This is a genomic window from Leptospira semungkisensis, from assembly GCF_004770055.1.
GTDB lineage: Bacteria > Spirochaetota > Leptospiria > Leptospirales > Leptospiraceae > Leptospira_B > Leptospira_B semungkisensis.
Map to the genome: position 1 here is coordinate 359,673 of NZ_RQEP01000005.1, position 12,737 is coordinate 372,409.

A 12,737-nucleotide genomic window follows, 5' to 3' on the forward strand; every position below is an offset into this window, starting at 1 on the left:
ACGGGCAATATGAGAATTCCAAAATCTATCTTTAAGATTTGTATCTTACTTAGTCTGAGTCAGGAAATTTCTTTCTGTAATAAGGCAGAAACAGAAGCATTGGATGGAAGCAAACCGAATTTAGGCGGCGCATTCATCTTGGATCCTACACTTCTTCTGCTTTCTCCTCATTATAAAATTAAGGCAGTGGTTGACGGAGACGGAACTCCATTCGTAGCAGAAGGAGAAGAATTGGATATAACCCTAACTCTGGAAAATTTTCCAGATGATCCGAACGAACAGGCAAACTTTCAGATCTATCCGGGAAGCCCTGAAATTCAGATCACTGGAATGGGTGAAAATTCTTACTATAGCGATTATTTTTTACAATCTTCTCAAAAGCTTACCATAGGTTTGAATCTGAATTTGAATCATGATGTGGATTGTTTCGATCAGGATTATTATCTGATCGCAGTCGATACGGTGTCCAATGTTCCTCAAAAGATAAAGATTAATACCGCAGATAGCGACAAATGCGTTTATATTGCGACTAACGGAGGAAAAGGATGGACCGGCTCATTTGCGACCCAATCGGTAACAAACGGTTACGGTGCAGTCGAAGCAGCAGACGAAATATGCAATTCTAATGTTCCGTCTTCCTTTGTTTCTAGCCTGGGAGAACCTTCCACCTATAAGGCAATGCTTGCGGTAAGTTATACGGGACAGTATGGAGTTACTCGCAATACTTCTACGAACTGGGTATTCTCTCCTTATTCGATTTATTATGGTCGAGACGGGAAGAAGGAGATATTCCAATTCTTCAGTTCTAGCATTGTAAATTTTGCCAGTGAGGAATTCTGGACATATAGCCTGGGCACCTCAGGCAGGATTTGGACCGGATTTACGGATATGAATTGGTCCACAGGAACCCCTTCTCAATCGGAATGCGCAAGCGCATACAATGAGGCAGGTTCCATGGCATCTTGGTATGTGAATTCTAACACGAGCGGGCTGACTGGAAATCATGGACTTGCCGCGAATACCGATTACAGATCTATTTCAGAGTATACAGTTCCTACGAGTCCCACTGCAGGACCACTGCCTGTCACAAGTAATTGTACAAAGGATAAACGATTCTTTGTATGTGTAGAGCAGTAATGTAAAATTCCCGTAGAATCGGCTTTTCCGTCAGGTATATTCGGATTCGGTTAGTTTACGAAAAAAATTATTCCTGGCGCAAAAAGTTCTCAAAGCCTTCTTCCCTTGCTTGTTGAAAAATTTGGATATAAAATGAAACCAATTATCCCGCCGCCAAAAGTGGAGAATAGAAATGAAATCGAACCTTATCTTCTTGCCTAACGGGTATCAAATACTCTGTAAAACAACATTCTGCATTCTCCTGAGTTTCCTTTCTTTCGGCTGTAATAATGCCAAGGCGATGAATATAGATTCTAGCTCTTCTGCAATTGGAGCTTTAGTGATCGGTCCGCTCGCAAATACTTTCATTGAGAACGGAAGCGGCGGTGGAACGACTACTCCAACTTCTACAGTAAGCGTTCAAGTAAACGGATACCAAGGCCTAACAGCTAAGCCTTTAAATGTTACTTTGACAGACACCGTTACAAGTGCTACAGAGACATTACAAATTACCAGCGATGGAACCTACGCATTTAACACTGCGATTCCCACAGGAGATGGATATAGCGTTTCCTTAGGAACTTATACCGGAAGCGCTCTCGGCGGGCAAACCTGCTCACTTACAGGAACAACTGGTACTGCAGGAACTACAGGAGATTCAACTGTCGCATGTGAAAGACAACTTGCAGTCGCGTTCGCATGGACCAGCGATGCAGGTGTTCCGAATTTCAGACTGTTAGGAGTCAATCATTCTCTGAGTCCTTATGCTGTGAATAGTAATGTTGGAGTTACTATCGGTGGATCTCCTTCCAGCATAGATCCGGAGCTGACATGGGGCGGAAGCAATTATCTTTTAGTTTGGAAATCTGCAGACAATACGATCAAAGGGCAACTGTATGATATAGAGTTAACCGCAGTTGGCTCTTCTTTCCAAGTTTATACAGCTTCTAGTATTGCAATAGGCAGACTAGCAGCCGCATACAATCCAAGCGGAGAGTTTGCAGTCGTTTGGACCGAAGCTGGAACCGTCAATACTAGCTTTAAGTACCAACGAATCAATGCGACTACAGGTGCCTTAAGTGGTTCTGCAACGAATATTGCGACTACTGCACTCACTTCTGCTAGTTATTATAATGGCGACGTAGTATACGACGGAAGTCAGTACATTGCTGCTATAAGAATCACCACTACCTTAGGAGTTCATTCCATCTATTGGTATAGCTTTACTCCTTCCGGGGGAAGTATCAAAGGCAATTATTCAAGCAAAGTGGGTACCACTTCTTATTATCTGAGAATGGATTATCCTGCTATGATAGTCTACGGAACAGATGTTTGGACCTTCTTGAACAGGACCAATGTAGATACTAGCGGAAGTGTTATAGACGCAAGCGTTGTAAAAATTAAGAATTATGCAAGTTCTTCGGCAGCTGCTATAGCAACCGACACGAATCCTTATGGTTGTGGTCCTTCCGACGGAGATCAGTATTACATTCCTAGCGCCGGCATATATGGCACGAATATACTTGTAGGTTACGATGTATTCTGCGGAGACGTGGGAGGAACTTATAATGACGTCCATGACGTTCCGGTTAATGCATCTACTGGAACTGCTGGCGGCGTAACCGGTTATTCAGATAGTGAGATCGGCTCTGAGACTACTTCAGGCTCCTCCACTACCTGCAGATCGAATACCTGCTTTATGAGTGCCGGAGACCAGTACAATGATAAGCTTTACTTATTCGATCCGTTCTTTACAAGTACTCCAAGCTATCTAGGAGATATCGGAGGAACCACCATACTCTACTCTCCTGGCGGTGGAGTTCAATTCCCTCAGACAGTGATCCAGTAAAACAAAGGGCCGCTTTAGCGGCCCTTCTTCTTTGTATCCAAAGTTTATTTCCGATCAATCTTCTTAGAATAGTAAGAGATCATACTCAGAAACAAGAATATGCTTTAGAAGCGAATATCGTATTTAAGTTCTCCGTTCCAGCCCATGCCGCTTCCTCCGAGATTCATCGGTCTGTAAGAAGGAGCAAAACTAAATTTAAAACCGGAGCTAGGACCTTCACTTAAGGCCGATTCTCTCTCTGCCTTCACTCCCAAATAATAGGAGTAAACTAGTTGCAAACCGTAGACTAAGCCCACGAGGTATTGGTAATCATTTCCTACTTCAGCCAGATGCTGGTAGTGATTGAATGCACCCTTATTTACAATTACAGCGCCGATCAATCTTTCTCCAGTATTTGCAGGTAGTTGCAAGACAGGATCGTTCAGGGCAAATACGAAATAATTTGTTGCCCCAGTTTTATAGGCATTATGAGCCGCGCTGAACTGCTGTTGGGTCTCAATCGCTTTATAAAGGACTCCCGCAAATAGGATAAAAGTCCCTGTGGCAAGATATTTCCTATCTGCCTTCCACATTCCCCAGCCGGGAACAACCGCAGAACGGAGAGAATAAGCCCAACGAGGTTTGTTATACCAACGAACTCCCGCCGGAGGCTCAGGTTCCGGCTCCGGCTCCTTCTTCGCCTCTTCCTTAGGCTTGACCGGTTCTTTCTTCGGCTCGGGCTTAGGAGTGTCTTTCAAATTCAATTCTACGATGTCTGTCTTTGGTATGGTCAAAACCTTGCCGTCGACCTCTAGATGAACCTCATTACGCGTCTGGTTCACTACTTTCCCTTGTAATACTTTTCCGTTTTTCAGGGTTAGGCTAGAGCCAAAGAGGTTAGTTGCAAAGCAAGCAAGGCAGATGATAAAAAGCCAACGATAGGCCATATTTTCCGTAAATCCCTTCGGTATTTATTGACAAAGACAAGTTGAATGTCTCGGTTTACCCTCCCGAAACGGTTTGCTTTCTACAAGAAAAAACCGAATTTACTTGAAAAAAGACTGAAAGAAAAAAATTTCTATCCTACTGTGTCTGAAGCCTTGTTTTTCGAAAAACTATACAATAAAAATAAGGACCATTTGTTTTCTTTCATTCGGCGCTCGATCCAAGACGAATCGACTGCCTTGGACCTGCTTCAGGATACCTTCCTGAACTTCTTCAAGCATTACACGAATAAAGAAATCCCAGACGAACAAGTTTCTAGAATGATCCTTTTCCGGATCGCTAGGAACCTGATGATCAATCACGGAAAATCCTATTATCAAAAGAACGTGTCCCTGGTCGGCGAAGAGACATCATCTCTCTTCGGTTCCAAAGCCCCGGGTCCCGAAAGCCAAGTTATAGAAGAAATGGAAGCCCAGAATCTGGGCAAGATCCTAAGCGAATTATTAGAAACTCTTCCGGAGGAACAGAAGACCGCTATCGAACTGCGTTATTCTCAATCCTGCAAACTGGAGGAGATCGCCCAAGTTTTAGATCTATCCGTTTCCGGAGTTTCGAGACTCTTAGAAAGAGCCGAAAAACATCTATTGCAAGAAGGCAAAAAGAGAGGGTTTCAACCTTCTTCTTTTTTAAAACATTAGGAATTTATCTTTATTTATGTTTATCGAACATGTGATTCATTTCGTCAAAAAAGCCATCCTCTTTGAAAAAAATGAGCAAGTTAGTTTTTCCCTGTTTGTTGATTCAAATGAACGGGTAAGACACAATGTGCAAACCCAGGACTAAGGAAAGGGGATGGAAAGAATGAACTCAGAATTTCAAACATTCGCCGAAATCCTCAAACGGACTAACGCCGCTTCCAAGGCACCTGATTTCGATCCTTCTTGGATCGGCAAGTCTCCCCGTTTCTACGTGGAGGCAAATATCATGCAATCCCCTAAGGACAATGTAGTACAACTAACCAGTAATAAAAAGAAAGGTTGGTTTCTCGCGGCAGCTGCAATTCTGTTAGCAGGCATCGGCGTTGGCGCCTTCTTTACTTTCTCTAAGAAAGAAGCACCTGTAGCTGAAGGCGTTCTTCTGAAAGCTGCGGTGGTCTTTGTAAAAGGTGATGCCAAGAGTATCAAAGAGGCTCCGACCCAATTGCATTTGGGCGATGTTCTTTCCGAAGGCGATAGAATCGTCACAGGAAAAGGCGGATCCATCGACATAGGTCTTACCGATTCCAGCGTGATCCGTATAAAGGAAAATTCTGAACTCGTACTAAAAGGTCTTCGTCAGACGGACGCTTCTCAAATCAGACTTTCTTTGGTTTCAGGACGTATCCTGAACTTAGTAGAGAAAGAAAAAAAGAATGCGAACTATTTCGTAGATACTCCTACCGTAGTTGCTGCGGTTCGAGGAACTTCCTTCGAAGTAAACACTTCTCCTAACGAATCTTCTGTCTATGTGGTAGATGGTTCGGTAGAAGTAACTCCTTTGATCAACGACAAGACTCAAAGAGTTTTGAAAGTCGGCAATTTAATCATCGTTACCGACGAGAAAGTTGAAGTAATCGAAGCTCTTAAAAAAGCTACTCCTGACTATGAAGAGATGCGCATCAACTTGAACGGCTTAGACAAAGAAGTTTTGGAAACTACTCAAAACCTCAAAACTGCTAAAACCGAACAAGAGTTGGAAGAACTCTACGACAAGAGCATCGAACATATCATCATGAAAGATGGTAGAGAGTTAAGAGGAGTTGTTGTTTCTCAGAAAAAAGGAAAACTGATCGTGCAAACTCTGAAAGGATCTTATATCCTGGACGAGACCTCGGTTGAGAAGATCCTCTACTAAGAGAACTTTTTAAGCCTCCTGAAAAAACCCGGGTAGAAACACTCGGGTTTTTTTATGCCTTCTTAAGCGGACCAATCCCCCAGCTTTTTATCGATAGAAAAAGAACCTGCACCAAGGAAGAATAACGCAAAAGAAATGCTCACTGCGAGGATATGATATTCGAAACCTTCTCCTCCTTTATCACCGAACCAATTCATAAAGAATCCATAAGGAACATGAGTGCTCGCAGCTACGATCAATATGATCCCTATTCCCAATGCCCAAATTCTGGTAAAGAGTCCGAAGACTAAAGCGACGCTTCCCACAAACTCGAAACCGATCACCATCAATCCTAGAAAATACGGAGCTCCGAGGGTGGATGTAAAATAATCCATAGCAGTTTGAAATCCGGCTCCATCGAACCATCCCATTGCCTTTTGTGCTCCATGCGGGAAGATGCAGATTGCAAGGCCCAGTCTTAAGAATAAAGGCCCCAGACCTTCTTTCGTTTGTGTTAGGGAATAAAACATAATAAGTCCGTCCCATAGAAGCCGAAGGAAGCATCGATTTCCACCTATTTTCAATCTAGGTGAGAAGAAGCCGGAGTCTACCCGGACAAAATAGGTTGTCTAAAGGGCCATTCCCGTAAATTTTGGCATTACGAACGCATCGGAAGGTACCTATGTCTGAAGAGACAGCCGAAAAGAAGAACAAAAAAATCAACAAGATGAGCGCTCAAGAGCTGGATCAAGCTCTGAAAGACGCAGTCGAGAAGATGAACGGGGAAACGAGCAAGTACGTACAACATCTTAAAGCGAGAAAAGAAGAACTCGCTAAAAAGAAGTAAGCACTACTTTCCATCCAAAAAACCCTCCGCGCTCGTGCGGAGGGACACCTCCTCCAATTCCCAGGAACCATGCTCCAGTTCATTGATATAAAGCACAGGTTCGGTAGCTCCACCCTCTTCGAAAAATTCTCCTGGCATATCAAGCCGGGCTCCAAGATCGCTTTGGTCGGACCGAACGGCTCCGGTAAATCCACTCTATTCAGAATGGCAGTGGGAGAACTGAATCCTGAGGAAGGATTGGTCAGCCGTTCCAAACATACTGAGATCTCTTTATTCCAACAGATGCCTGACTTCGATTTAGAAGCTAAGGTGATCGATACAGCATTATCCAAGCATAAACATTATAACGAATATATAAAACGCTCTGAAGATATTCATAGAAGAATGGATCAGACCGATCATGATTCTCCCGCATTTAACGATCTTCTCGAAGAACAAAGTGCATTGGAAGAATACGCGTTTACTTACGGAGTTCATGAATTAGAAGGCAAGGCAAGACAGATCATTGGCGGTTTAGGCTTTTCTAATGAACAAATGGAAAAGAAGGTTAAAGAATTTTCCCCTGGCTACCAACATAGATTAGGACTCGCAATCGCAATCCTGAACCCGGGAAACCTTCTCCTTTTAGATGAGCCTACGAACCATTTGGATCACGCTTCCAAGGCATGGCTCGCGGAATATTTAGTAAGCACGAATCGTTCTTTCGTTTTGGTGACTCACGATCCTGAGTTTTTGAATTCGACTACGGACACGATTGCAGAATTAAATCCTTCCGGAGTTTTGGAGTTTAAAGGAACCTTAGAAGATTACTTCGAACATAAGAATGAGCTCTTAGACAAGCTACGAGTACAGTTCAAAAAAGAAGAAGCTTATCTCAAGAAGAGAACCGAATGGATCGAAAGATTCCGTGCAAAGGCAACCAAGGCAAAAGCAGTCCAAAGTGCCATTAAGAAGCTTGAAAAGAGAGATAAGGTAGACGCTCCCGAAGAATCCTTCTGGAATTCCAAGACAGATTACGAATTCAACTATACTCCTTGCGGAAATCTTTCCTTTAGAATAGAGAATGCCGACTTCGCTTATGAAGCGGGAGGAAAGAATATTTTCTCCGGAGCTGAGCTTCATGTTTCTAACGGAGATAAAATAGCGATCATAGGTCCGAACGGAGCCGGAAAATCCACCTTCTTAAGATGTATATTAGGAATTCATAAACTTACCAAGGGCATAGTCACATTCGGACCAAAGACTAGAATAGGATATTTCTCCCAAAATCATCACGAGAATTTGGATCCTGAAAAGAGCCTCTTAGAAACGGTGCTTTCGGTGTATCCTGATTATCCGGAAGTAGAGGCAAGAAAGCTCTTAGGTTATTTTTCTTTTACGGACGACAAGGTTTTCAAGAAAGTAGGACTTCTCTCCGGAGGGGAGCAAAGTAGACTTAGACTTGCATTGTTAGTTCGCTTCAGCTCCAACACTCTTTTCTTGGACGAGCCTACAAACCACTTGGACCTTGTGGTCCGAGACAATTTAAAGAGAGCTTTGCAGGCATATCCCGGCGCTGTTTTAGTGATCTCTCACGACCCTGATTTCTTAAAGGATCTTTGCACCCGTACTATTTCCGTTTCTGGCGGAAAGATCAGAGACTTGAATACGAGCTTTGCGGATTATCTTCGTTTTCCTCCGGAAGAATTAGAAGCAGAAGGTGGAATCATAAAAGCCAATGCCCCTACTGAAAGCAATGAAGCAAAGGATAAAAGCAGATCGCAAAAGAATGCAGACAAGAACCGCATTAAGAAACTGCAAAAAGATATAGAGCAGATCGAAGCAAAGATAGCACTCTTAGAAAAGAACAAGTCAAACTCCGAAGAATTATTAGCCGATCCAGAATTTTATAAGAAGCGCAGTTACCAAATGGAACTGGACACTTATAACGAGACAAAGGCGGAGATCGCTCGTCTTACTGAAAATTGGGAAAAGCTGCAAACCGAAATGGAAGGCTTGACCTCCGCAGTCTAAGAAACAGAGATCATTATAAGGGAATCTGAATGTATCCAAAGGAACTCAAAACCAGACTAGACGCAAGAAACTCGGGAAAAGACGACTTCTATCTACTAGACGTTCGCAATCCGAATGAACAAGAGATAAGCATTATCGAAGGAACAGACCTACTCATACCTGTTTCGGAATTACCGATGAGGATCGCAGAATTGGATCCATGGAAAAACTCCGACAAGGATGTAGTCGTTTATTGCCGTTCAGGTGCAAGATCCGGAAACGCTTGCGGATTCATGAAGTCCGCAGGATTCACCAAAGTATTCAACTTAGAAGGTGGGATCTTACAATATTCCGACGAAGTGGATCCTTCTCTCGCAAAATACTAAGTTAGAATTTACTTAGATAAGAAATTTGAGATAACCGGCAGCACTTGCTCCGGTTGTTCAATATGAGGCAAATGCCCACAGTCCTTTACTAGGACAAACTCGGATTTCAATAAGTCTTTTACATAGGCTCCCGTTTCTAAGGGAGTCGTATGATCCTGATCTCCCCAAAAAACAAGCACTCTCTTATTTGCCGAAGCCAAACCTTCAAAATGAGGTCTTGGATCCTTGGAGATCAAATTCCTGAGAGTCGAAAGGATTGCCTTTCCGAAACCGTAAAAGCTCATTTGAGTTTCGTATCTCTCCACCCAACCTTTAGGTACCTTGGAAGGATTCACAAAGTCTCCTGCAATTCCTTTAGGTAAGGTAGGAAGAAAGATCACAGTATTCAAATATTCCCCCAAGAAAGGAACAGTAAGAGGAAATATCCCCGCCTTAGCAGTAAAGGGATCTAAGAGAACTACCTTCTTTACATTCTCCGGATTCTTGGCCACATAAGAAGCCACAATAGGACCTCCCATAGAAAGTCCCATGATATCGAATGGCTCATCTATATGCAGAGAATTTAATAGATCTTGGATCTGAGAACGAAATAGATCGATATCGTATGTGATATCCGGACGATCCGAATAACCTCTTCCGTAGAGATCGAATCTAAGAACCTTGTATCCTTGCGAAACGAGTAGTTTTTGAACTGGATCCCAGATAAAATACGGAGTAGAAAACCCGTGAACAAGAACGACTAACTTTCCTTTTTCGGGGCCGGAGAGTTCGTAATGAGTCAATCCTTGCGAAAGCTGGATATAATTTCCGCTTTCTGCTCCTGCTCGAACGGAATCGCTCAGCTCCACCTTCTCCTTTGATCTTGCAAAGGGAAGAACGGAGAGAAGAATTAATAAAAGAACGATCCCGCTAAGGAGGAGCTTTTTTCTCATTCTTCGCCTAAGAGAATTTTACGGAAGAATAGAAATCCTTCGTCCAAAGGATCTCCCATGCCTCTTTTTTTGAGCATGCCGGTCATATCCAGAACGATAATCCCATACATCCAAGAATACATAGTTCTTGCGAGAGAAGGATAATCTTCTTCTTGGATGCGGAATTCTTTCGATCTAACTCCCGCACGGATGGTTTCGAGAAAAACACGATAACTGGTTGGAAGTTTAGGGAATGCCTTACGGTGCATATGGCCGTGAACGGTATTGAACATCACCTTATGCAGCTCCTGATTATGACCGGAGAAATCATAATATGCGCGAGCGATCAATGTTAGTTTTTCATAGCAATTTTTTCCGTTCAAGCGAGCGGCTCTGAGAGTCTCGGTCAACTGAGCCTCTCCCTGAGAGATGATGATCTTGATGATGTCTTGTTGGCTCTTAAAATGAGAGTAAGGGCTAGCGACGCTACAATCCAATTTTTCGGCTATCCTTCTCATAGATAGGCCGTCGATCCCTTCTTCGTTTAGAATGTCCAGGGCCGCTTGGACAATGGACTCCTTGTTTAAGCTATTACGAGTACGTCTTCTGGGACGTGTTGCTACTGCAGTCATATACTTTTTGCCTTCGGGAACTCATTCTAAGCCCAAAGGGCCAAAAGATCATCCCCAATGTCCAGTTATCCCAAAAATGGGGAAGATGTTCAAGAGTTTCCTTTTCAAATTCGGGGTTTTTCACAGGAATGGTACAAAAAAGAAAGAAACGGATCCATCCCATGAAAGCAAGCGCTGCGACTAAGGCAAAGCCTAAGAAGAAAGCCGCAAAATCGGCACTCAAAATTCCCAAAAAAGCCACAGTTACTGGAAACAATTTTGCAACCTCTAAGAGACATTATCCGGCCCCATGGTCGTTAACAGGAGAAGGGTACTTATTCCCTCTATTCGGAAAAAAATCTTATAACGCCGAAATGGCATTCTTAGATGAAGAAGATAGAAAGTCTTATAGAGGCGGACTCGGTTCCTTAATGCTCGTTAATTACGAAAGATCTAATGTAGGACCTTATTACGAACTCTTATATATTCCTGGAAACTTCGAACACAAAGGCAAAAATTATAAAAGGATCACTCGTATCTTTGTTTCAAGCCAAACATCGGTAGAAGAAGGGATCAGAAATTGGGCCATTCCAAAAGAAAGAGCCGACTTCACTTGGAAGAAGGAAGGATCTCTTACCAAGATAGAAGTCTCCCGCAATGGAAAGACCTTTTTTAAAATTGAGATACGTTCCTTAGGTTTCGGATTTCCGGTAAACACTTCTGTGCTTCCTTATGTACTTTTACAAAAAGAAGAAGACGGGACCAAACTCAGTACTGCATTTATCGGAAAAGGAAAAGGCAAACTTTCCAGGATAGAATCTGTTTGGTCTGACGAGACTGTATTTCCGGATTTCGTCAAAGGCGGAGGCTTCAAGACTGGGATCTTTGCGGATCCTTTCGATCTGATATTTCCAGTAGCGGAACAAGTGGATTAAATTTCACGAGAGCAATTCATTCAATAAATCGAATATTAGGACAGGATAATTATGGAAGAAGCAGTCATACTAGACGGGATAAGAACTCCATTTGGGAATTTCGGTGGAACCTTAAAGGACATTAGCGCAGTGGACTTGGGAGTCTTGGTTTCCAAATCTCTTTTGGAAAGAACAGGAGTGAATCCGGCAGATATTGGAGAATCTATTTTCGGGAATGTTGTTCCTACAGGAAAAGAGGCAATCTATCTAGCTAGACATATAGGTCTTAAAACAGGCCTGCCGATCACAGTTCCGGCTCTTACACTCAACCGTCTTTGCGGTTCTGGAATGGAAGCAATCATCCAAGCAGCGAAAAAGATCTACTTAGGAGAAAGCGAAGCTGTTCTCGCAGGCGGATCCGAGTCTATGAGTAACGCTCCTTATGTTGTGCGTAACGCAAGATGGGGAATCAAATACGGCTCAGCAGAATTCGAAGATTCTCTCGAACAAGGTCTGACAGATCAGTATGTAGGCTTGATCATGGGAGCCACTGCCGAGAATCTCGCGGATCAATACAAGATCAGCAGAGCAGAGCAAGATGAATGGGCTGGAATTTCCCAAACTAGAGCCGAAAAAGCTACTGTCGAAGGAAGATTGAAAGAAGAGATCCTTTCTGTTACTGTTGGTGGAAAGAAACCAGTTACGTTAGAAAAAGATGAATTTATCAAGGGAGCTTCTTCCATTGAGAAACTCGCCGGACTAAGACCTGCCTTTAGAGAAGGTGGAACTGTGACTGCAGGAAATGCTTCCGGATTAAACGATGGAGCGGCTGCCACTATCGTGACTTCTGCTTCTTATGCCAAGAAGGTAGGCAAGAAGCCTTTAGCCATCATCCGTGGTTATGGACATGCTGGTTGTGATCCTGCTAAAATGGGAATTGGACCTGCTCTTGCTATTCCTATCGCTCTGAAAAAAGCGGGACTCAAACTTTCCGACATGAGCCTCGTAGAAGTAAACGAAGCGTTCGCAGCTCAGTATCTTGCAGTTCAAAAAGAATTGGGACTGAATCCGGAGATCACCAATGTGAACGGAGGAGCAGTTGCGATCGGACACCCGCTCGGCGCGAGCGGAGCAAGAGTAACGATTACACTTGCCTATGAGCTAAGACGCAGAAAGGCAAAATACGGAGTCGCCTCTCTTTGTATCGGCGGCGGACAAGGGATCGCTTTGATCCTGGAAAACCCGGAAGCTTAATCGTCAAAAAAAACTCGGTCCTGGCGTTTCTCACGAACAGGACCGAGCCCATCTCAGTTCC

13 protein-coding genes are annotated in these 12,737 nt (G+C 43.3%); 9 read left to right on the top strand and 4 right to left on the bottom strand.

All coding sequences use genetic code 11. From position 1 onward, the window contains the following. Nucleotides 1-9 precede the first annotated feature (9 nt). Nucleotides 10-1,137, top strand: a complete 1,128-nt coding sequence (locus tag EHO59_RS01760) for a DUF1554 domain-containing protein (RefSeq protein WP_135584162.1) — start codon at nt 10-12, stop codon at nt 1,135-1,137. A gap of 172 nt (nt 1,138-1,309) precedes the next feature. Continuing rightward, a complete protein-coding gene (locus EHO59_RS01765) occupies nt 1,310-2,965 on the top strand; it encodes a hypothetical protein (protein ID WP_135584164.1) in 1,656 nt (551 codons plus the stop codon). A 104-nt stretch (nt 2,966-3,069) separates the two neighbouring features. Here the strand turns inward: EHO59_RS01765 and EHO59_RS01770 are convergent, their stop codons facing one another. Further along, entirely contained in the window at nt 3,070-3,891 is an 822-nt protein-coding gene (locus EHO59_RS01770) for an LA_0442/LA_0875 N-terminal domain-containing protein (RefSeq protein WP_135584166.1), read from the bottom strand. Between the two features lie 141 nt (nt 3,892-4,032). Here EHO59_RS01770 and EHO59_RS01775 point away from each other — a divergent pair, with 141 nt between their 5' ends. After that, nucleotides 4,033-4,587, top strand: coding sequence for an RNA polymerase sigma factor (locus EHO59_RS01775; RefSeq protein ID WP_425460212.1), 555 nt, complete (start codon nt 4,033-4,035; stop codon nt 4,585-4,587). A gap of 154 nt (nt 4,588-4,741) precedes the next feature. Next, entirely contained in the window at nt 4,742-5,782 is a 1,041-nt protein-coding gene (locus EHO59_RS01780) for a FecR family protein (RefSeq protein ID WP_135584168.1), read from the top strand. Nucleotides 5,783-5,844: 62 nt separating this feature from the next. Here EHO59_RS01780 and EHO59_RS01785 read toward each other — a convergent pair whose 3' ends face one another. Next, entirely contained in the window at nt 5,845-6,291 is a 447-nt protein-coding gene (locus EHO59_RS01785; protein ID WP_135584170.1) for a DoxX family protein, read from the bottom strand. Between the two features lie 152 nt (nt 6,292-6,443). On the opposite strand from EHO59_RS01785, the gene EHO59_RS18150 reads away from it, so the two are divergent. The 3 genes from EHO59_RS18150 (at nt 6,444) to EHO59_RS01795 (ending at nt 8,986) form a co-directional block, all read left to right on the top strand. Continuing rightward, nucleotides 6,444-6,608, top strand: coding sequence for a hypothetical protein (locus tag EHO59_RS18150; protein ID WP_008590138.1), 165 nt, complete (start codon nt 6,444-6,446; stop codon nt 6,606-6,608). 69 nt (nt 6,609-6,677) lie between these two features. After that, a complete protein-coding gene (locus tag EHO59_RS01790; RefSeq protein ID WP_135584172.1) occupies nt 6,678-8,621 on the top strand; it encodes an ABC-F family ATP-binding cassette domain-containing protein in 1,944 nt (647 codons plus the stop codon). Nucleotides 8,622-8,650: 29 nt separating this feature from the next. Further along, entirely contained in the window at nt 8,651-8,986 is a 336-nt protein-coding gene (locus EHO59_RS01795; protein WP_135584174.1) for a rhodanese-like domain-containing protein, read from the top strand. A gap of 8 nt (nt 8,987-8,994) precedes the next feature. Here the strand turns inward: EHO59_RS01795 and EHO59_RS01800 are convergent, their stop codons facing one another. Both EHO59_RS01800 and EHO59_RS01805 read right to left on the bottom strand, forming a co-directional pair. Further along, a complete protein-coding gene (locus EHO59_RS01800; RefSeq protein WP_135584176.1) occupies nt 8,995-9,918 on the bottom strand; it encodes an alpha/beta fold hydrolase in 924 nt (307 codons plus the stop codon). After that, a complete protein-coding gene (locus EHO59_RS01805) occupies nt 9,915-10,529 on the bottom strand; it encodes a TetR/AcrR family transcriptional regulator (protein ID WP_135584178.1) in 615 nt (204 codons plus the stop codon). Before EHO59_RS01805 ends, EHO59_RS01800 begins: the two co-directional genes overlap by 4 nt. A gap of 161 nt (nt 10,530-10,690) precedes the next feature. Between EHO59_RS01805 and EHO59_RS01810 the strand changes: the two genes are divergently transcribed. Beyond that, nucleotides 10,691-11,443: an acetoacetate decarboxylase family protein gene (locus tag EHO59_RS01810; protein WP_135586411.1), complete on the top strand. Its 753-nt coding sequence runs from the start codon at nt 10,691-10,693 to the stop codon at nt 11,441-11,443. A gap of 51 nt (nt 11,444-11,494) precedes the next feature. After that, nucleotides 11,495-12,676, top strand: a complete 1,182-nt coding sequence (locus EHO59_RS01815) for an acetyl-CoA C-acetyltransferase (RefSeq protein ID WP_135584179.1) — start codon at nt 11,495-11,497, stop codon at nt 12,674-12,676. Nucleotides 12,677-12,737: the final 61 nt, after the last annotated feature.

Coding starts and splice junctions, on each gene's coding strand:
- EHO59_RS01805 (WP_135584178.1), bottom strand. CDS start 10,529: ATGACTGCAGTAGCAACACGTCCCAGAAGACGTACTCGTAATAGCTTA.
- EHO59_RS01760 (WP_135584162.1), top strand. CDS start 10: ATGAGAATTCCAAAATCTATCTTTAAGATTTGTATCTTACTTAGTCTG.
- EHO59_RS01795 (WP_135584174.1), top strand. CDS start 8,651: ATGTATCCAAAGGAACTCAAAACCAGACTAGACGCAAGAAACTCGGGA.
- EHO59_RS01790 (WP_135584172.1), top strand. CDS start 6,678: ATGCTCCAGTTCATTGATATAAAGCACAGGTTCGGTAGCTCCACCCTC.
- EHO59_RS01770 (WP_135584166.1), bottom strand. CDS start 3,891: ATGGCCTATCGTTGGCTTTTTATCATCTGCCTTGCTTGCTTTGCAACT.
- EHO59_RS01810 (WP_135586411.1), top strand. CDS start 10,691: ATGAAAGCAAGCGCTGCGACTAAGGCAAAGCCTAAGAAGAAAGCCGCA.
- EHO59_RS01780 (WP_135584168.1), top strand. CDS start 4,742: ATGGAAAGAATGAACTCAGAATTTCAAACATTCGCCGAAATCCTCAAA.
- EHO59_RS01785 (WP_135584170.1), bottom strand. CDS start 6,291: ATGTTTTATTCCCTAACACAAACGAAAGAAGGTCTGGGGCCTTTATTC.
- EHO59_RS01765 (WP_135584164.1), top strand. CDS start 1,310: ATGAAATCGAACCTTATCTTCTTGCCTAACGGGTATCAAATACTCTGT.
- EHO59_RS01800 (WP_135584176.1), bottom strand. CDS start 9,918: ATGAGAAAAAAGCTCCTCCTTAGCGGGATCGTTCTTTTATTAATTCTT.
- EHO59_RS01815 (WP_135584179.1), top strand. CDS start 11,495: ATGGAAGAAGCAGTCATACTAGACGGGATAAGAACTCCATTTGGGAAT.
- EHO59_RS18150 (WP_008590138.1), top strand. CDS start 6,444: ATGTCTGAAGAGACAGCCGAAAAGAAGAACAAAAAAATCAACAAGATG.